Genomic DNA, 19,530 nt, shown 5'->3' with positions numbered 1-19,530 from the left:
CTCCTATGGGTTATCGGGTTTACACCAGCCTGTAAACATCCGCTAATTGATGTCGGTAGTTTTGTGCAAGTGACGGATCAATATCATGGACATAGGACAATACCCCGTCTAAATGCGCTTTGAATCCATCAGTGGATAGAAAACCACGCTTTTGTGCGTGTTTCTGAAGACCAACATCAGAGTGGTTTAGATAGAAAATATGTTGACGAATATGGTTTCTAACCGATTTTTGTAGTCGAGGCTCTTCACCGTCGACTAATAGTCCGAGAACAATTTTTCTGGCGCCTGGCGTAATGATCTTGGTTTTAGTCATATTCGGTGACTGACCATATGTTCGCATCAAGCGAAAAACTCGGTGAATAAAGGCCTTGGCCAGTTCTCGTGAAAAGCTCGTGAGTGGCGTTGAAAAACTGAGATCATCAGCGTATCGACTGTAAGTTAATTGTTCTTCCGCGGCGAGATTCATGATCTTCCGGTCAAACGCCACCATGGCGAGATTAGATAATGCCGGACTAGTTGGTGCGCCTTGAGGCAAGTGGCCCATTCGCTGACCTTGATATTGACTGATAATAGTGGAGTTTCCCTCAATCTCCCATCTATGCCGATGCCGAAAAGCGGTCAGACTACCCAGCCGGGTACACAATCTTGCAAGTTCAAATGCTATCAACGGCTGGTAACCCAGACTGTAGAAAACCCGATAAACATCAATCTCGGAAATAGCACCAAAAAAATTATATAAATCGAGCTTTATTAACCAGCGGCAGCCACAGTGAACGCTAGCAGCATCGCGAATAGACTTTCCCTTCTGAAAAGCATAACTTACCGGACTTGGCTGGGCCTGAGAAAGGATATGCCGATATATCCATTGTTGCACTTTGAGCAAACTTTCATCAGGTATGGCAATGATACGAAAGCCGCCTGATTTTTTCCTTATCCGGAATACTTTGTATGGTTCTGGTGACTGCCGGGTAATAATTTTCCTGAGATCGCGATAGCTGGTCTCAGTGAGGTCTGCAAGATGCTTTAGACTCTTAATAGGCGGCAAACAATTACTCGAAGCAGATATTTCCTGCGAATCGTGAGTGAAAAATAACTGAGAGTGCTTTCGACCCATCTACTCAGACCCGAAAGGGGTAGGTGTCGTGACAAGCCAAGGAGGTAACGCCGCAGGTGCAGGCGCGACACGCTTAGCCACAAGCAAAGGCTTGCCCGAGAAGCTGAAGTAATCTCCGCCCCCACTTTTTTCAACAGAAAAAAGCGTAGTTAGTAAACTAACATGCACTAGATAAGTCATCCGGCACTCCCAGTTAATCCGTGAGAAGCCATGTGAATAATGTGTTTATCCATTAAGGAACTCGCTCTGGAAATACCCATGAAGATGTGCTTGGATTTCTTGTTTTTCCATCGCAACGAGATCTCTGGGTTTTTCCAGGATGATGTGTTTTTTTATGTTGGCTGGCATTAATTTGCGTAATTCACCTAAAAAATCAGGCGCGGCAAGAATCACAAGATTACCGAGACTCTGTGTCTCATATAGATCGCGCAAGAATCGGATAACGAGTGATGCAAATGCTACCTCATCATGATGTTTATGCGTTTCTGCTGTCTGATAATTGTGACTACCCCCTCCGCGAGACATAATTCTGCCTGGTGTATCAGAAGTCAGTTCCTGCTCTAACAAATGTCCGGTAGGATTTTTTATGTGTTTGATTTCAGACAGTGTCGCATGTCGATTTTCAGCGCTGAACACTTTAGCTTCTGAAGCGTCCGCCACTAATACAGTCATCATTTTCATATTTCTCCTATAAAAATGCTCTTCTATCAATCGATCTGCAATCGCTCACGCAAACTATTTATTTCATCCAGTAACTCTATAGCTAGAGCAGCACCAGCCATATTCAATTCCAGATCACGACATAAGCGCATTGCAATATGGACTTTCCTAACACAATCAGTCTCATATAAAGCCTCATGATCGAGTATGGTCATAGCTGATGGTGTAATCACCCCATAATCGAGCATTTCTGTCAGTTTTTTTTGTGGCAGTCCACAACGGTTGCATATCTGTTTGAACGACAGCAAATGACTAATAGACTGATACACATCGATATCTGACTGCAATTAACGCTAGCCTCTTAATGTCACTTCTCTGCTACTTTTCAACCTTGATCTCCAAAGGTTTTGCTTGAGCCTTTGCTTTTTTAGGTACAGTCAGTTCAAGAACACCATCTGTTGTTTTGGCTTTTATCTTTTCCAGATTGGCAGCTTCAGGCAATGTAAAGCGACGCATAAAACTGCCACTAAACCGTTCAATGCGTTTGTAATTATTCGACTGCTCACGTTTCTCAGATTCTCTTTCACCTTTGATAGTCAGAACATCATTTTCAACCGTGACTTTGATGTCTTCAGACTTTACGCCGGGTAAATCTGCTTTGATGACGAACTTGTCCTCTTCATCTGTAATATCTACAGCCGGAGACCATTCTTCGCTATCAAAGTTGGCTATCGCTGAACTGGGAAAGAAATTACTCAGTTCACGCTGTAAATCATTGATTAAACTTAAGGGTTTGTATTGGCCAATCATCTCAGTATCCTCTGCTTGTTAAAGTTTATTACTCAATTGACTGGTTGATAGTTCGCTCGGCTTCTAGCCAGTCGTCCAGCTCACGCTCACCATCAAAATTACGTTTCTCAGCAATGTAATAGGCTGCTTCTTCAATCATTTTATGATGCGTTGTAGTAAATGCTTGGTTGCTGTCTGGTAATTGAGCCGAGGCATTTTTACTTTTTGTTTGTGTCTTTGCCATAGACTTTCTCCAGCATTGTGAAAACAACTTTTCTTAGAATAAGGCAAACAACATGCCTGTTTTTTATGTTATTGATAAGTATTATTTTTTTTCGAGCAAGCAGGAGAGTTAAGATAATGTCTGTCGAATAAATGAGTCATTTTGATGATGGAATATCTGAAGAAATAAGGTAAATGTACCTTCAAGCAAAGTGTCTACAAATGTAGACAGCTGATGAATTTTTTATACATCCTCAATTAATGACCAAGGCCATGTTTGTTCATAAGCCGATATAGCATTGCTCTGGAAATACCGAGATGATTAGAGGCTTTACTCACATTGCCTTCATCCCTTTCCAAAGCGTCAATAATCGCCCGTCTTTCGGTTTCTTCTTTTATAGCCTTAAGTCTTTGTGTTCGTGGTTTGGTGTCGGTTAATTCAATGCCTAAATCATCGCTTTGAAGTTCTTCACCATCGCACATAATGACGGCTCTTTGTATTCGATTCATCATTTCACGGATATTGCCATGCCAAGCATAGCTTTTCATCATCGCAAGGCAATCTGATGAGAAACCACTGAACTGCTTATGATGTTCTGCTGAGAATTTATTCAGAAAATAATAAGCCAATAATTCGATGTCCTGCTGGCGATCTCTAAGGGGGGGTATTTTGATTTCAAGCACATTCAGCCGATAAAAAAGATCCGCACGAAATCGTTCTCGATACATCGCTCTATCCAGATCAACATTTGTAGCGGCAATTACCCGAACGCGGACTTTTACTGTATCAACACTGCCCACCCGTTGAATGGTTCCCTCTTGCAGAAAACGCAGGAGGTTTGCTTGTTGTTCAAAAGCCAGCTCCCCGATTTCATCAAGCAGTAACGTGCCGTTGTCAGCGGCTTCAATGAAACCTTTTTTTTGCTGATTAGCACCGGTGAAGGCTCCCTTCTCATAACCAAATAACTCTGCCTGAATCAGGCTATTGGCGATACCACCGCAATTTACTGCGATAAAAGGTCCTGATAAATCTGACATTTCATGCAGAGCTCTGGCAACGAGCTCTTTGCCTGTTCCGGTTTCACCCGTAATCAATACGGTGCAGTCTACGCTTGAGGCTTTTTTAATAGCTTGTTTTAAATCATTGATTAGCCGGCTATGGCCCAGAAGAACTCTGTCAAAAATAAGATTGTCTGGGTGATCACAGGCCGAAGACATTATTTTGGCCTGCTCCAGCATGTTTGATAGCTGCATCTGTGTCAGGGGAAACAGATGATAATCATCAAAATAATTGCGCAGAAGCGATTTTATGGAAAGCTGTTCCAATAACGCCGAGGGTACCAAAGCCAACCACTTGATTTTTGATGCGGTAATAAAAGCTTTTAATCGGTCTAGGTTATCCAGCTGAGGATCATACTCACTGAAATCGACCAAGCCGATGGAGCCAGTGTGAAAAGATACTGGAGAATCCGCATGACTATTAAGGTCAAAAGTTACCACATGCCATTTAAGGTGTTTTAAATACGTGATGATAGGTTCAGACTCCTTTCTAAACCTAATAAAAATTAATGGCTTAAAAAATTTGTTTTTCATTCCTCCCCCCCTACTACTCGATAACACAGAGCAAGAAGCAGCGTGTTTCAAATGAAAGGACGAAACAGACTCAAATTAATTATAAGAGCAAATTTATTATTTGCTAATGATCTACTTGCATTAATACAGCAACGATCTGAAGTTCACGATGAACTTAGCTGCAGTTTTATTATTTCACTGGGAATACAGACTTATATTGATATAGATCAAAAGAAATGTAATAGCTGAAACAATTTATAATTCAGTCAATTATCAATAATATTTAATACGCATTTTTGATATTCACTTGGCATATGCACGATAAGCATAAAATCGTTTAACTAAAACGATTAATGAATCGAAGAAGATAAATAATAAAAACACCAAGCTTATTGATAAAAGCACCCGTATCTCAGGAAGAATCATTTCTAATTCAACGAGTAGATAGATAATCGATTGTACTGCAGAAAACCTTGAAGGGCTGGAACTAGTTTCCGCCCTTCTGCCATGAAAATGACTCGTATAGAACAACTAAACTGCCCGATTTTTTTGCCTTTATGGACAAAAAACAGCCCCCAGCAGGGGGCGAGGAAAAAACAACAGGTATTAATATTCCATCCAGTTTTTATGATTGGATTATCTTAGAGCTTAGTCCAACCATCAAATCGATCACAAATAGCTCACCATTTTATCGATCATATTAGTTAACAAACTTATCCTATCCAATTGAATTAAAATAAAAAAGTTTATTAGGCTTAGGCTTCTTTAGCTATTCGTATTTCACTTTTATCAGACAAATAGGCTTCTAGCGAGTCATCCAAAGCCTCCAACCAAGGGGTGTGATGAGGTGGCGACATAGTGCCGGTCATTAGCGACCGATACGAGTGATCACGGAAGGTCATAATGTTTTTCTTCTTATGATATTTCCATTCCAGGAAAGTCTGATTGACGGCTGGAATATCAAATGAAGGATAGTCCGTGGCATCAATTAATTCCTGGATGTAATCGCCCTGATAGGTATACATTTCTTCAGCCGTTTCCAGCGTCAGCTCTTTCTCCCGCCACATCATACTGTGCGCCTTCATGTCAGCTTTTGACGGTAATGCAATACGCCCCATGATAATGTCTCGAACATACCAGGCCTGCGCATCAAACATATTGAATGAGTACCATTGATCCTGCATGCCAAGATAGAAAAACTTCGGATTATCCTCCCAGACCACGCCTTTATAGAGATTCAGCGGCCACAAACGATTGTTGGTCTTTAAGCGTAAATCATCGGAGAGGAATGGGAAGTAATGTAAATAGCCGGTACATAAAATAATCGCATCAATTTTTTTCGAACTGCCATCGATAAAATAGGCCGTATCGGTATCAACTCTGACCAGATTAGGCTTTTCATCCCAGTTTTCCGGCCATTTATAGCCCATGGGTGCCGTTCTATAACAGCTAATCAGACTGCGGGCACCGTATTTGTAACATTGCGAACCGATATCCTCCGCAGAATAACTGCTGCCCACCAGCAAAATATCTTTGTCTTTAAATTCCAACGCATCACGGAAGTCATGGGCGTGCAGAATACGTCCACCAAATTTATCAAAGCCTTCAAAGGTGGGGACTTTTGGCGTAGAGAAATGGCCAGTAGCACAGACCACGTAATCAAATTCTTCAGCGTAAACCGTATCTGTGCTGTGATCCTGAACTGTGACGGTGAATTTTTGACTGGCATCATCGTAGGTTACATTGCGAACAGCGGTGTTAAAACGGATATATTTACGTACACCGGCCTTTTCTACCCGGCCTTTAATGTAATCAAACAACACTTCGCGCGGTGGATAAGAGGCAATCGGTTTACCGAAATGTTCTTCAAAAGTGTAATCGGCAAATTCCAGACATTCCTTGGGACCATTAGACCAAAGGTAACGGTACATACTGCCATGTACCGGTTCACCATTTTCATCCAGGCCGGTGCGCCATGTGTAATTCCACAAACCGCCCCAATCACTTTGTTTTTCAAAGCAGACTATTTCTGGAATTTCAGCCCCTTTTGACTGGGCGGATTGAAATGCTCTAAGTTGTGCAAGGCCACTGGGTCCAGCGCCAAGTACCGCTACTCGAGTTGACATAGGTTCACTCCATCAAAGTTATTTATAAACATGAGGCTGCGTTTAATGCAGCTGTCAGCGTAAAAGTAACTTGCTATGGCGTGATGAAAAATCCTCTTCTATGGGTATCCCAAACAGGGTAAGTGGTTAATTAAGTGGAAAAATACCTATTTATTCAGCTATCTGAAAAATAATTCCCTCAACACCAAGTACCATTCCACTCTCGGAATACAACCCCCTCCCCTTATCAAGAACTACAATTTCATTTCCATTTGCCTGGGTCAGACGGTATTGGATAGTAAACGTGTTTTGGTTTTCCAGAGCGATCTGCACCTGCTCCCAGACATAGCCTGCATCTGCTGCATGAATCATCGCCCCCAGTGACACCTGTGGTTGATTCAACATAGTTTGGGCACTGTAACCGGTTACATATTCACAGCCTTCACTGACATATTCCATCGACCAGCTGATATTGTTTCGCGCTCGATACAACATGGCCGGTAAACGATCCACAAGACTTTGCAAACTCCGGTAGCTGGCATGACGCACCTGCTCATTACGAACCTGGGGGGTAATATCACAAAGTGTGGCCGACAATGGATAGAGTTTATTTTTTTCCACTGACTGTAAGCGCATTTCACACCAGCGCAGTTCGCCACTGGCACTTATCAGGCGAAACCAGATAACTTCTTTTGCTTCACAACGCATGTTCTGCAACAACTGTATCCAGTTAGAAATATCCTCTGGATGGAGAAAGTCAGTAAACACCTTGCCTTGGGTTTGCTCTATGCTGATACCGGTAATATCCTGCCAACACTGATTAATCATTATTATCTGATGCTGTTCATCGAGCATCATGACGACATCACTGAGACTATTTAGCAGCTGGGTCAATTGTGATGCTGTGGGGGCGGAGTTAACGATTTTATTTGGCCATTTAAGTAGGGTCATTTCAGCCTTCCCGGTCCGGCAAATCAGCCGAGTGATTATTGTGAGCCCATGCCGCCAATTCCAGTCGCGAGTGCAGATTCAATTTACGCAACAGGTTTTTGACATACACTTTGACCGTGCCATCGCTAATCCCTAACTCGCGGGCAATCAATTTATTGTTCAACCCCCTGGATATATGAAATAGCGTTTCACGTTCCCGTTCTGTCATCTGGGTAAACGCCGCATTCGATTGGTTGCCGGTTTCCGTTTTATGTTCGCGAAGATGTGATGCAAGAGATGTGACGGCTCCGGCGTTGATCACCACATTGCCTTTTACCGCTGATATCAGTTGGGAGAGGATTTCATCCGGCGGTGTATCTTTTTGCAGAAAACCGTTAGCCCCGGAACGCAACGCCTCAAGTAAAACTTCCTGATCATTGCAGGCGGTGATAATAATGATTTTGAGTTGCTCATCATGGTTGCGAAGCTGTTTGAGCACGTCTAGTCCCGACTGCTCTGGCATCTGTAAGTCGAGTAACAGAATATCCGGATAGGTATTGCTTAAATTGTTTAATAACGACCTGGCAGAATCATATTCAGCAATCACTGTCAGTTCATCACTGTCATTTAGCAGCTCCACTACCCCACGACGAAACAGTGGATGATCATCTACCACGACCACGGATATAGGCTTCATACTTTATCTCCAATATCCATATCCAGTTGCACCAATGTGCCACCATCATGCCGTTGCGATATTTGCAGTTTTGCGCCCACCCGCTCGGCACGCTCATGCATTATTTGCAAACCAAAACTGTCACTACGCGCTGCTGCGAAATCAATGCCTGTGCCGTTATCTTCGACCTGGATATGCAGTTTCCTGGGGTCTTTCAATATCAGTCTGACCCGGGCATGGCTTGCATGAGAATGCCGTACGATATTGCTGAGACTTTCACGAATAATGTAAAGGATCTGAATAGACTGTTTCGGTGGCAACAGATTCGCTGGCAACCGGTTATCCAATTCAAATACAATTGCTGACTGCTGTTCAAATTCTCTTACCGAATTGGTCACGCCCTGGGACAGACTCTCACTTTGCATGGTCAGTCGCGAGGCAGTGATCAGTTCACGAGTCTGATGATAGGCACATTGGGTATAGGCAGCCAAATCCTCAGTAATCGGCTTCAGCTCGGCAAACTCTGTTTTGAGACATAACTTATCAAGCTTGGCACTTTTAAGTTTCAGGTAACCCAGCACCTGGGCCAGTGAATCATGCAGCTCTGCAGCATAAATCGCCCGTTCTGCAGCCAACGCCTGTTTAACCTTGCTCTCACGTTGAAACCAGGCTTGTAAACCCTTGGCAATAATCTGCTCCATTAACACCATTTCCCATTTGAGTTTTTTTTCATTCGGCAATGCCTGACTGAAAACCATCAAAAGCCAAATGGTCTGATTATCATGCTCAAAAAGACGGCTTGGAACACATGTAACTGAAGTTCCGTTTATCTGCAGATGAATATAACCATTTTCTTCTGGCCTTCTGATAGTGAAATGCTGATGCAGACTCTGAATCAATTTTTGTGATGGCGCTTGTTCCATCGAATGATGCAAAAATGATTCTGACGTTAATGGGTTGCTGAATAAGACCAGTAGATCGCCCTGCTCAGCAGGAATGAATTGCTCATCTATCAATCCCTGTAACGAAGAGAGTACCTTGGGCAGAATTTCATTAATATCGTTGGCGGTTGCCAGTTTAAAAGCCAGATCATTCAAGTCCAGAGGAGGTTTGGGTTTATTTTTATGTTTTACAAACTGTAATTGCTGACTCAACCATTCTTGTATCGTTGGCCAGTTTTTCCGTTTGATATTGAGCATGACTCCATTGTCCTTCGGCTGAGGTCTTTTTTATCTCTACCGGCAGCTTTGGGCCAGTAAAAGACAAATAGCCACGAATACCATTTATCAGTGTAAAGCGTCATCACGCGAGGTTTTCCTTGCTGGAGACAGCAGTTTTTATGCCATCTAAAGTCAATTCAAGCCGGGGTAACCCCAATGAGGTATGCCATCAGGAGAATTGCTGCAATCTTGTTGAAGATAAATAGTGTGTTAGTAACAAGCAGCCATTTTTTTGGGAAAAGCAACTTCCTTTTATGCACTTTAATGTTGCGAAAAACTGAAAAAATGCACCAGATAAGCTCATATTTATCGCAGATTTTTCGTAATTGGGAATAACAGATGTTAGAACTGCAACAACAACAATGGGGGAAAGATTATTTTTTCACTTCCCCCTCAGAAAAGGTTATCAAACACTATCGATTAGCGGGGCATCAAGCGATAAAACTCTCGCTGATGGCTGGCGATAAACTGGCAATATCCAGCCAGGATAAAGCGCAGAACAGTGAACTTATCGTATTGAATTCCAATGGCAAATCGGCGCCAGAGCTCCTGGATAACCGCCCCCCTGTTCCAGCAGTGACTATCAAACAACAGCTTGAGCAGACAGGGGCAGCTGCAGAACAATTACGTGGTCAATTGGCAAACTGGCAAATTGATTCGAGCCATCTTGAGCAGGTTCTATCTATCTCAGGGTCAGAGACGGCAAATTTAACAGCACTCAACGAGCTTAACGTCATCATCGTCGCGGCGGGTGCAAAAATGACGGTGGTTCAACAGTCACCGGTGACAGAGATTGATATAAAAGTCACCTACGCCGAACCCAACAACGATTCATTGCCGGAGCCTTTAGGCCCGATTAAATCCGAGTTGCGAATCCCTCTCGCCTCAGCAAAAACCTATGAAGTCCAGAAAGGCGAATGGATCCAGATTATCGATGTTCATGGTAAGCAATGCTCCGACTTTGTCGCCTTTGATAAACAAGCCTTGGAACAGGGCATTGAAGTTGGTCTTGATGCGACCGCAACCCGGACGGTGATGGGCTTGAGTAATCCGGTTCCCGGTCTGCACTCACGTTTTCTGGGAACCGATCTGTTATCGATGGTGGAAGTGGTACAGGATACCGTCGGTCGTCATGACAGTTTCCTGTTAGCCTGCACGCCAAAATACTACGACGACAACGGTTATTTTGGGCATATCAGCTGCACCGAGAATTTTAACCGGGTACTGGCACCGTTTGGCATCGCTCCACGTGCTGGCTGGCCAGCGATCAACTTATTCTTTAACACGGCGATTGATGATTCAGGTGCTGTCTTTATGGATGAACCCTGGTCGCGTGCTGGCGATTATGTATTGTTTCGCGCCGATCGGGATCTTATCTGTGCCTCATCGGCCTGTCCGGATGATATTGATCCGGCCAATGGCTGGCAGCCCACCGATATTCATGTGCGTATTTATGGCGCCGAACAGAATTTTCCCCGCGCCATTGCCCATCGAACCACTTCTGAGGAGTTACCTCGCATGACCAAAGCATCCGGTTTTCATAACCGAACTTCTGAACTGACCAAAAAATTTATCGACTATGCCGGCTATTGGGTCGCCAATGAATACGATGGTTGGGGAGCCAATGCAGAATACCTGGCCTGTCGTGAACGAGTAGCGGTGCTGGATTTATCAGCATTACGTAAATTCGAAGTGGTCGGCCCGGACGCCGTGGCCTTTTTACAATATGTATTAACCCAGAATGTCAGCCGCATGGCGATTGGCGAAATTGCTCACTCAGCAATATGTCTGGAAACCGGCGGCATGATTGATGACGGTACTATTTTCCGGATGGGTGAACAAGCCTATCGCTGGATATGCGGCGCGGAATATACCGGTGTCTGGATGCGGGAAAAAGCTGAGCAAAAAGGTTTTAAAGTCAGTATTCGCAATGCAACTGAACAACTGGATAATCTGGCAGTACAAGGGCCGAAAAGCCGCGAATTACTAAGCAAAATAGTCTGGACTTCGGACAGCCAACCAAGTGTGGAAAAACTCAAATGGTTTCACTTCACCATTGGTCGTCTTAGTGGACCGTCCGGCATTCCGGTGATGATTTCACGAACCGGTTATACCGGTGAGCTAGGGTATGAAGTCTGGTGCCATCCGGATGATTCACCGGCCGTATGGGATGCTGTCTGGCAAGCCGGTCAGGCTTATGATATTGCGCCTATGGGTTTTGATGCGCTGGATATATTGCGTATAGAAGCTGGTTTAAGTATGGCTGATCATGAATTTACCCATGAAATCACACCATTTGAAGCCGGCACCGGATTCAGTGTGCCACTCGATAATAAACAAGAAGACTTTATTGGCCGTGACGCACTGGCCCGTCAAGCTCCTGCAAGTCGTCACAAACTAATGGGCATGCTGCTTGAAGGAGGCGATCCTGCGGCACATGGAGATCACGTATATAACGGCCGATTCCCGGTAGGCATTGTGACCAGTGCGACGTATTCGCCGTTAATGGGTAAGCAGCTTGCCATGGTTAGAGTCGCTCCCGACTTTGCACATATTGGTAAGCGACTTGAAGTCGGAAAACTGGATGGCCAGCAGAAGCGACTTGCTGGTGAACTGGTTAAATTACCGTTTTATGATCCCAAACGTGAGAAGCTGCTTTCCTGAGAAGGTTGCTCAAGGAGGCAGCAGTATGCTGTCTCCATTCACCTTTATGTCTGTTCTTATTAATTAGCTGCATGAACAATTGAATTTAAACAATAGCTAAAACTGCCCTGCCCAACTTACCCCCACCGTAATAATCCCTATTCGCATTATCTAACTATTTGCTTAGTTTCCCTTTGCCCGCCAAAATGGCGTGTGGTTAGGGCTTGTTGATGTTTCCTGCCAAAGATTTTCTTCAATCAGTAACAACCAAATAAAGGAATGGCATGTCCGCCAGAGAACACGACGCTTCAGCTCTACAGAAAATTATTTTTGCTGTTGTAATTGTGCTGGTGGCACTAAATCTGCGGCCTATTCTGGCTTCAGTGGGCCCGCTACTTCCTGCGATTCAACAGGATATAACCCTCAGTTTCAAGCTCGCATCATTACTGACAACCCTGCCTGTATTTGCAATGGGACTGTTTTGTCTGGCCGGTTACCAACTCGCCCACCGCTTTGGTGTAAATCAAATCATTGTCTTTTCAATTGTGCTGATTGTTTTGTCTGCTGCATTACGTTTATGGGCTTTCGATGCCAGTAACCTGATCATCACCGCCCTATTGGCTGGACTGGGGATCGCCCTGATTCAGGCGTTGATGCCAATGGTGATCAAAAATATTTACGGTTCACAACATCCCAGAATGATGGGACTGTATATCACCGGCATTATGTTGGGAGCAGCAATTTCCGCGTCAATTTCCCCGTTTATTGAAGCTGAATACGGATGGCGGATGGGGCTGGGCAGCTGGAGTCTGCTGGCATTAATAGCACTGATAGCCTGGTGGTTTTACAAGCCCGATGCCAGACGTTTTCAGGATGATGACGCACAAATTGTGGCTACTCCGGGCCTATGGCGTAATAGGCGCAGCTGGTATCTGGCAATCTTTTTTTCATTGGGTTCCAGCTGTTATGTCTGTGTTCTGGCCTGGTTATCACCCTATGCCATAGAACAAGGATACACTGCAAAGCAGGCCGGTCTGATGCTTGGTCTTCTCACTGCGATGGAAGTCGTGGCCGGTTTATTATTCCCCGCTCTTTCGGCTAAAAATATCGACAGGCGGCGAATTCTTTATGTGCTATGTACACTGCAAATTATTGGATTTGGTGGTATGGCATTTAGACCGGATATAAGTTTATGGTTGTGGTCAGCGATTGCCGGGTTAGGTATTGGCGGGATATTCCCCATGGCATTAATAGTGACCATGGATCATCAAACAAACTCTCTGCTGGCTGGCAAACTGGCTGGGTTTGTTCAGGGTATAGGCTCAATGATTGCAGCTATCGCACCATGGATCGCGGGCTGGATGCGTGATTCATTGCAAAGTTTCACTATGGCCTGGGTTGCTCTCACTGGACTTGGAATACTTGCCTTATTAATGGCCCGCGCCTTTAACCCAAGCCGATATGTTGCCGTTTATCCACACTAAGAAGCTAATTTAGCCTTGTTAAATTCCCGCAGATGAAACCAATTTAGCCTTAATCAGTCCCCTTTAGTGTCTCATTATATCTCGCATGGGCATTGGCCCCCTGCATGACGATGGCGTCCTTCAATGACCTTTAAACAGTTCCGGTGATTATCAATATCACCGTGAAATCTGTAAGGTATTGTTTTATTTATTAAATTTCAAAGGTGGTAATTTATGGCAGAATCAGCGAAACACAGCTTCAATCCAGATAAAGGTTATATCGCATTACTGGGATGGAGTCTGAACGCTGTTGAAGCTGCCGAATCATTCGATCGACAATATGTTGTCGTCGCGCCTGATTGGGCAGAAGAATATTGCACTGAGCACAACATTCCCTATATCAAATGGAATTTTGAACGACTCAATGATCGTTCGCTCGAAATCGCCCAAACACTGCAGGAAGCCGGTGTTGATGTGGCGATTCCGTTATTTGAAGAAACGGTTGAATGGGCCGGAGCAATCAACTCAGTGTTAATGAATAATCCCAGACTATTTGGTCAGTCACTGTTATTACGTGATAAAGCCTTGATGAAGCGTCGTGCTCAGCTGGGTGGCATTCGGGTTGGTATTTTTGAAGAAGCACATGATAAAGATGATGTAGTCCGTTTTCTGAAACGCGTTAATCAGACTCTACTCAAATTGGATGGCGATCCCAATGACCCTATTCATCTGAAGGCATTTGATAAAGCAGGTTGTCTTGGACACCGGGTGATTCGTACGCCTGATGAAGTGGACATGATTCCGGATGAAGAATTTCCGGTATTAATGGAGTCGCATTTGGATGGCTGGGAATTTGCTGTCGAGGCCTGGATCCATAACGGTAAAATTCGTTTTCTGAATATTTCGGAATATGTCACGTTAGGTTATTCAGTGTTTGTTCCGGCAACACCTGAACTTGAACAATATCGTCCAGAAATAACCAGACAGATCGAAAAACTGATTAAAACGTTTGATATTGAATTTGGTTTTGTACATCCGGAATACTTTGTTACCAGTGATGGTGAAATGTACTTCGGTGAAGTCGCCTATCGTCCACCCGGTTTTAAAGTATTTGAATTACTACAGCGGGCATATGGCTTTAATGCTTACCATGCGTTGATTCTTTCTTTCGATCCGAAAACGACTGAAGAAGAAATCAGCAGCTTCTTCCCGAAAGAAGTAGTGGATGCCAAAGGCGTCGCTGGATGCTTTGGGGTTTATCCCCGTCGTCGCGTGGTCAGCCGTTTGGAAATTCCACAGGAAACCGAAGATAATCCCTATTTCGATTATCATGAATTGACTGCACCACTGGAAGAAACCGTCACTAAACGCACCGCCTTTGGTACACATTGGGGTTTGCTATACTTCTTCGGCAAAGATCCCGTCGTGATGCGTGATTTACTAAAAGAACAGGAATCATTGGATTTCTATATTTAGTCGATTACCCTAAGCACACATGCAGTAAAAGCAGAAAGCAGGTAAACAGTTTGATTGAATCCAATGTCATTGAATATCCAGATCCGAATCAGTCCTTGTTGATTGAACGCCTGGATGAAGCCATTAAGCAATTGGAACAGGCGCCAAGTTTTAGCAAGCCTACCAAGGCTGGGCGCTTGTTTGATACCGTCAAGCGGGTTTTGCATGCCAACGGTGGCTTCAAGATTATTTCACAGCATATTGAGCGTATCGAAAAAGCTGGTGCGTTTGATAATTCAGATTATGCCAAACCGCAGATCCTGATACCGGCGCTGAGTGCGCCGGCACTGCTCAGTAATGATGTCTATACGGTGATTATTGAAACCTTAAGCGAATTAAGGTTTTTGGCAGTGACCAAACAGGAATATGTGCATCCGGAAATCTCGTCAGAACAGGCTCATCATTTTCTGACACAGGTACTGGCCGTTAATCTGAAACGCTTATTTTCGGCAGCCGATGAGGCAGAACGCGAATTGCAGGGTCGTTTGGCTGAGATCAGTCGGGGCTTGTTGCACCATCTGGCAGAAAGCATTGGCTATGAGCATGTTATTGATCAATTAATTGATGAAATCTGGCGAATTCTGCAGCAACGGCCTATTCAAGTCGATCATGTCAAACAGATGGTGACGCAAATTGCTATCTGCCGCCAAAATCCCGATATTGATATGGGCAATAGTGGTCAGGGCGCCGATCGATTGATTAGCAGTCTGTTCGGGCCAACACAGGCCTGTAGAGAAGATCCGGGCGTCGAAATTTATAAGCAACGACTGCAGAGCATGGACAATGCTGCACTTCAATATGAAGCCAGCGGTTTTGCCCGTGCGATGCATGATACCGGTCTGGTGTCGCCCTATCACTCTGTATTACTCAGACATTTATCGGAAGAAACTGATTATCTGTTAAGTGAGGCATTGGGCTTATCCTCTACCGGTCGAGATTGTCTGCTGAGTTTCAGTGATCTGGTACGGGCACTTATTGCTAAAGCTATTCATCCTGAAACCGCTCAAGCTGTTTACGGTCTTTCCTTAATGCTGGAGCGTGGCATTCTTTATCAACCTGCAATGGCGCCCTCTTTATGGCGACAATTATCGCTGCCTTTGTCTCCAGCAGCAGAAGAACGTCTGAATTCGCTATTTGGCGATTCTCCAGGTGCAAGCAGCCGATTACTGGAAGGCGTGTTATGTGTGCTTGGACAGCCGTTAGGCATTGGCCAGGGTAATAACCCGACCTGTCAGTCGGCCAGAGCGATGTCGATGTGGGCCTATAATGATCCCGATTATCTTTTACAGATGGTGGTTTGGGCGGCTCGTGATGATGAAATCATTATGCATTTCGAAGGTAAGGCAATTTCATCACAAGACAGTCTTTCAGGTCTCGCCAGTCATTTACCAATGGATCTGGATCCGGTTTCACTTATCCTGGTACCGCATCTGGATCGGATTTATGCCGAAATGGGCCGTTGCTGTATTGATCGTGAAGGTGATCCTCATCGCTGGGTTAATCCGGAGTTTCATGGCTGGTGGTGTGGTCGCGGATTCAGTATTAATGTTGATGTGGCCTCAGGCAAACTAATGCAGCTGGAGGTGTTTCTCAGACATTTCTATGCCAGTTATCACCCCTATTACAATGACAATCAGCCATTGATTCATCCTCAACCGGCAGGTATTGCAGTTACTGATAGTGCCCTGCGGTTTGTTGGCTGGCATGCGATTACTATCTTAAGGGTTACACTGGATCCAAATAGTGTCATGCGAGTCTATTTCTACAATCCCAACAATGACAGCGGTCAGAACTGGGGCGATGATATTCAGGTCAGTACGTCGGGAAATTCTGAACGGTTTGGCGAAGCATCCTTGCCTTTTGAGGAGTTTGCCTCGCGGTTGTACATATTTCATTATGATCCGTTAGAGCCTGGCCAATTTGCATTGGTCAAATCTGAAGAATTACAACGTGTAATAGATCGTATTCATCGTAGCTGGGGAGCCAGTCGCTTACCTGAACTGAACGATTGAATAAAGCTTGGTTATCTCTAAAGATGACAACAGCATCGGTGATAAAAGATAAAAAAGCCTAAGGCAGCTCAAAATGATTTTCGTGTGATGGTCTGTCGTTTGAGTCGGAGTCTGACTGAGTTAAACTAGCCACCTGGTTTCTTCCCCTGTTTTTCGCTTGATATAGTGCTTTATCAGCCTGATGAAACAATTCATCCAGATGACTGCGTCCATCCCATTGCGCCACGCCGAGACTAGCTGTAACGTTGATTTTCTGATTTCGGTAAAGAACTTCAAGTGATTCAATTTCCGCTCGAATACGTTCAGCCACCGTATTAGCCAATTCATGATCAGCGCCGGATAAAAAAACCAGAAACTCTTCCCCCCCCATACGTCCAAATAAATCTCTGGGCCTGATAGCACTACTGATCGGCTCTACAATATTACACAACACTAAATCGCCGGCTTCATGCCCCAGGTTATCATTGACCTGTTTGAAGTGATCCAGGTCGATCATTATGGCGCTGGCAGTTTGTCCATCCAACCTTAAACGCTGTAACTCACGCTGTACTTCACCGAGAAAATGTCGCCGGTTGGGAATACCCGTCAGCTCATCAGTTGCGGCACTTTTAGCCAATCGTTCATTGGCTTTTTGCAATGCTTGATTGACCTCTTTCAATGCCAAAGTGCGTTCGTTCACCCGCTCCTCTAAAAACTGGTTTTGTGCTTTTAATGCATTTTCATGTTGTTTAAGCACATCACGTTGATCAGAAATCTCTTGAATCAGCATCGCCAGGCCAATCGAGACGACAGCAATAATGGCAAGATATTCCTGCGTCAGCCAAACGGCATTCTGTGGTGTATTGACGATTATCGGATGGGTACCACGCATTAAGTGTTCGACAGCAAAAACGGTAATCAAAGCAACCGTTGCTGCTGCACCGACGACGCCCAAGCGAATTGCAGCCAAAATACCAAGCAATACTAACCAGATAGGCGTGAAAAACAAAAAAGCTTTTTCATAGGCTTCAACGGTAAAGCTTTGATAACCAATCACAATCACAGCCGTCCAGAGAATTAATGCTTCCAATAAATAATGTAATTTAAATTGTGGCTGCCCTGCCTGGAGCCAGCGCCATAAAACCACAATCAATGGCGTTAATACCAGCATGGCCAACGCATCACCAAACCACCACAACTGCCATAAATTAATATAGCTGGTGTCGGTTCGCCCCATTAATACATAGACGATAGCTCCAGAAAGCCCGGCGAATGAAGCCGATAAAAATGGCGCAAAAAATAAAAAACATGCACCATTTTTAAGGTTTTTGAAATTAAAATTCTGACCACTTTTGCGTCGGATAAAAAAAGCTGCCAGTGAAACCGAAGCAATGTTGATTATTGCAAAACAGCTTGCTGCCCAGACCGGAAATGCCGGGATAGACGCTACTAGCTCTGCAATGATGCCGGCTATTGCAACAAAGGGTAGATAATGTTTTGGATAAATCAGAAATGCTGCCAGTAATATCGCATTGGGAGGCCAGAGGATGGCGATACCTTCGGGGGTGATGGTCTGATGAATGGCCACCAGGGCACCAAAATAATAGGCCAGCCCAACCAGCACCATCGCTTTAACAATCTGTAAGTTCAGATATCGGCTGAACAGAAAAACTGGTTTAGAGCCAATCATTAGCAGATCGCATGTATAACGTGATTAACAAACACCTAAAACCATCCGCTGACCATTAACCTGGCTAAAAATATTTTATCAATCATCTTCCCCCCAAGAACCGGATGAATTATTCATCTGTTTCAGTTTATTTTCTGTCGTCATTTATAACAAATGACAGAAAAATAATGCTACTGCCAGCATTTTCTTCATTAAAGTCCTTTAATGAGCGTTTGATATACCTCTTATAGCTGTAAAGCCCTACATTTATATGGTTATTTCCATAATGATAAAACTATCATTGCTCCGACACCGACTAACAATATTGCGGCCAGTTTATTGAAGTAATGATGTCCTTGTTTGAAGTACGACTGACCGACAGTTGCTGCCAGAAAGGCATAAACACACTTTACCCCTCCTACCGCTATAAACGTCACTAGAAAAATAACACCGGTGTCGGTAAGGGTTAACTCACTTAATGTGACCCAGGCAGGGAAAAATCCCATATAAAACAGAATCGCTTTATGATCTGCCAATGTCACAATAAACCCCATTAAAAAACTGCTTTTTAATGAGATCCGTGGATCAACTTGTAAAGCGGGTTGTTTCAAGGCTTTTTGACGCCAAAGCAGTATTGCCAGCCAGAATAGATACGCCGCTGCCAGCATCCGGATAAGCAATTCCCAGTGACCTATTAATGGCAGTAACAAGCCCATACCATATAGTGCAATACTGATAAACAGAATGTCGGCCATCACAATGCCAAAAGCTACGGCAGCACCATGGCTGAAGCCGTATACAGCGGCTCTGGAGGAGACTAATAGCACGCTTATACTTGGTATGGCGGCCAGTATTGCCAGGCTGATAAATAACCCCAGAGACGTATGTATATCTATAGTTAATTCCATTTATAAAAGACTCGCTGTAATGCATAATTCTGAAAGTGGCTCTGCTATTCTGA

General features: G+C 44.2%; 16 protein-coding genes. 4 read left to right on the top strand and 12 right to left on the bottom strand.

What is annotated here, in order from left to right:
- Window positions 1-19: 19 nt before the first annotated feature.
- The 10 genes from B4F66_RS06360 to B4F66_RS06315 form a co-directional block, all read right to left on the bottom strand.
- Window positions 20-1,114, bottom strand: a complete 1,095-nt coding sequence (locus tag B4F66_RS06360) for a reverse transcriptase family protein (protein ID WP_292357399.1) — start codon at window positions 1,112-1,114, stop codon at window positions 20-22.
- Window positions 1,115-1,339: 225 nt separating this feature from the next.
- Window positions 1,340-1,789, bottom strand: coding sequence for a host attachment protein (locus B4F66_RS06355; RefSeq protein WP_292357401.1), 450 nt, complete (start codon window positions 1,787-1,789; stop codon window positions 1,340-1,342).
- Window positions 1,790-1,821: 32 nt separating this feature from the next.
- Complete coding sequence (locus B4F66_RS06350) at window positions 1,822-2,121, bottom strand: chaperone modulator CbpM (protein ID WP_292357403.1); 300 nt, start codon at window positions 2,119-2,121, stop codon at window positions 1,822-1,824.
- Window positions 2,122-2,152: 31 nt separating this feature from the next.
- On the bottom strand, window positions 2,153-2,584 hold the full coding sequence (locus tag B4F66_RS06345; protein ID WP_292357405.1) for an Hsp20/alpha crystallin family protein: 432 nt from the start codon (window positions 2,582-2,584) through the stop codon (window positions 2,153-2,155).
- A gap of 28 nt (window positions 2,585-2,612) precedes the next feature.
- Window positions 2,613-2,807, bottom strand: a complete 195-nt coding sequence (locus B4F66_RS06340) for a DUF2934 domain-containing protein (RefSeq protein WP_292357407.1) — start codon at window positions 2,805-2,807, stop codon at window positions 2,613-2,615.
- Window positions 2,808-3,043: 236 nt separating this feature from the next.
- Window positions 3,044-4,378: a sigma-54 dependent transcriptional regulator gene (locus tag B4F66_RS06335; protein ID WP_292357408.1), complete on the bottom strand. Its 1,335-nt coding sequence runs from the start codon at window positions 4,376-4,378 to the stop codon at window positions 3,044-3,046.
- Between the two features lie 734 nt (window positions 4,379-5,112).
- Window positions 5,113-6,483: a trimethylamine monooxygenase gene (locus tag B4F66_RS06330; RefSeq protein WP_292357410.1), complete on the bottom strand. Its 1,371-nt coding sequence runs from the start codon at window positions 6,481-6,483 to the stop codon at window positions 5,113-5,115.
- A 150-nt stretch (window positions 6,484-6,633) separates the two neighbouring features.
- The gene (locus B4F66_RS06325) at window positions 6,634-7,413 is read right to left on the bottom strand and encodes a PAS domain-containing protein (RefSeq protein ID WP_292357413.1); all 780 of its coding nucleotides are present in this window, start codon (window positions 7,411-7,413) and stop codon (window positions 6,634-6,636) included.
- Window position 7,414: 1 nt separating this feature from the next.
- A complete protein-coding gene (locus B4F66_RS06320; RefSeq protein ID WP_292357415.1) occupies window positions 7,415-8,089 on the bottom strand; it encodes a response regulator in 675 nt (224 codons plus the stop codon).
- Window positions 8,086-9,267, bottom strand: coding sequence for a sensor histidine kinase (locus B4F66_RS06315; RefSeq protein WP_292357417.1), 1,182 nt, complete (start codon window positions 9,265-9,267; stop codon window positions 8,086-8,088). The genes B4F66_RS06320 and B4F66_RS06315 overlap by 4 nt, the downstream gene beginning before the upstream one ends.
- 360 nt (window positions 9,268-9,627) lie before the next feature.
- Between B4F66_RS06315 and B4F66_RS06310 the strand changes: the two genes are divergently transcribed.
- From B4F66_RS06310 to B4F66_RS06295, 4 genes are all read left to right on the top strand, one after another.
- On the top strand, window positions 9,628-11,952 hold the full coding sequence (locus tag B4F66_RS06310; RefSeq protein ID WP_292357419.1) for a DUF1989 domain-containing protein: 2,325 nt from the start codon (window positions 9,628-9,630) through the stop codon (window positions 11,950-11,952).
- Window positions 11,953-12,215: 263 nt separating this feature from the next.
- Window positions 12,216-13,415, top strand: a complete 1,200-nt coding sequence (locus B4F66_RS06305; RefSeq protein WP_292357422.1) for a cyanate transporter — start codon at window positions 12,216-12,218, stop codon at window positions 13,413-13,415.
- 213 nt (window positions 13,416-13,628) lie between these two features.
- Window positions 13,629-14,870 (top strand): ATP-grasp domain-containing protein, encoded by a 1,242-nt coding sequence (locus B4F66_RS06300; protein ID WP_292357424.1) that lies wholly within the window; start codon window positions 13,629-13,631, stop codon window positions 14,868-14,870.
- Between the two features lie 50 nt (window positions 14,871-14,920).
- Window positions 14,921-16,921 carry a hypothetical protein gene (locus B4F66_RS06295; RefSeq protein WP_292357426.1) on the top strand — a complete coding sequence of 667 codons (2,001 nt, stop codon included), beginning with the start codon at window positions 14,921-14,923 and terminating at the stop codon, window positions 16,919-16,921.
- 58 nt (window positions 16,922-16,979) lie between these two features.
- Here the strand turns inward: B4F66_RS06295 and B4F66_RS06290 are convergent, their stop codons facing one another.
- Window positions 16,980-18,590, bottom strand: coding sequence for a GGDEF domain-containing protein (locus B4F66_RS06290; RefSeq protein ID WP_292357428.1), 1,611 nt, complete (start codon window positions 18,588-18,590; stop codon window positions 16,980-16,982).
- A 254-nt stretch (window positions 18,591-18,844) separates the two neighbouring features.
- Window positions 18,845-19,477, bottom strand: a complete 633-nt coding sequence (locus tag B4F66_RS06285) for a LysE family translocator (protein WP_292357430.1) — start codon at window positions 19,475-19,477, stop codon at window positions 18,845-18,847.
- Window positions 19,478-19,530: the final 53 nt, after the last annotated feature.

The sequence above is a fragment of the Methylophaga sp. UBA3603 genome, from assembly GCF_002375335.1.
GTDB lineage: Bacteria > Pseudomonadota > Gammaproteobacteria > Nitrosococcales > Methylophagaceae > Methylophaga.
The sequence above is the reverse complement of the archived record's forward strand: the minus strand, read 5'-3'. Positions and strand labels throughout refer to the sequence as shown.

Excerpts from the sequence above, each read along its gene's own strand:
- B4F66_RS06345 (WP_292357405.1), bottom strand. The coding sequence starts at position 2,584 with ATGATTGGCCAATACAAACCCTTAAGTTTAATCAATGATTTACAGCGT.
- B4F66_RS06325 (WP_292357413.1), bottom strand. The coding sequence starts at position 7,413 with ATGACCCTACTTAAATGGCCAAATAAAATCGTTAACTCCGCCCCCACA.
- B4F66_RS06360 (WP_292357399.1), bottom strand. The coding sequence starts at position 1,114 with ATGGGTCGAAAGCACTCTCAGTTATTTTTCACTCACGATTCGCAGGAA.
- B4F66_RS06290 (WP_292357428.1), bottom strand. The coding sequence starts at position 18,590 with ATGATTGGCTCTAAACCAGTTTTTCTGTTCAGCCGATATCTGAACTTA.
- B4F66_RS06285 (WP_292357430.1), bottom strand. The coding sequence starts at position 19,477 with ATGGAATTAACTATAGATATACATACGTCTCTGGGGTTATTTATCAGC.
- B4F66_RS06305 (WP_292357422.1), top strand. The coding sequence starts at position 12,216 with ATGTCCGCCAGAGAACACGACGCTTCAGCTCTACAGAAAATTATTTTT.
- B4F66_RS06340 (WP_292357407.1), bottom strand. The coding sequence starts at position 2,807 with ATGGCAAAGACACAAACAAAAAGTAAAAATGCCTCGGCTCAATTACCA.
- B4F66_RS06335 (WP_292357408.1), bottom strand. The coding sequence starts at position 4,378 with ATGAAAAACAAATTTTTTAAGCCATTAATTTTTATTAGGTTTAGAAAG.
- B4F66_RS06320 (WP_292357415.1), bottom strand. The coding sequence starts at position 8,089 with ATGAAGCCTATATCCGTGGTCGTGGTAGATGATCATCCACTGTTTCGT.
- B4F66_RS06355 (WP_292357401.1), bottom strand. The coding sequence starts at position 1,789 with ATGATGACTGTATTAGTGGCGGACGCTTCAGAAGCTAAAGTGTTCAGC.
- B4F66_RS06300 (WP_292357424.1), top strand. The coding sequence starts at position 13,629 with ATGGCAGAATCAGCGAAACACAGCTTCAATCCAGATAAAGGTTATATC.
- B4F66_RS06310 (WP_292357419.1), top strand. The coding sequence starts at position 9,628 with ATGTTAGAACTGCAACAACAACAATGGGGGAAAGATTATTTTTTCACT.
- B4F66_RS06330 (WP_292357410.1), bottom strand. The coding sequence starts at position 6,483 with ATGTCAACTCGAGTAGCGGTACTTGGCGCTGGACCCAGTGGCCTTGCA.
- B4F66_RS06315 (WP_292357417.1), bottom strand. The coding sequence starts at position 9,267 with ATGCTCAATATCAAACGGAAAAACTGGCCAACGATACAAGAATGGTTG.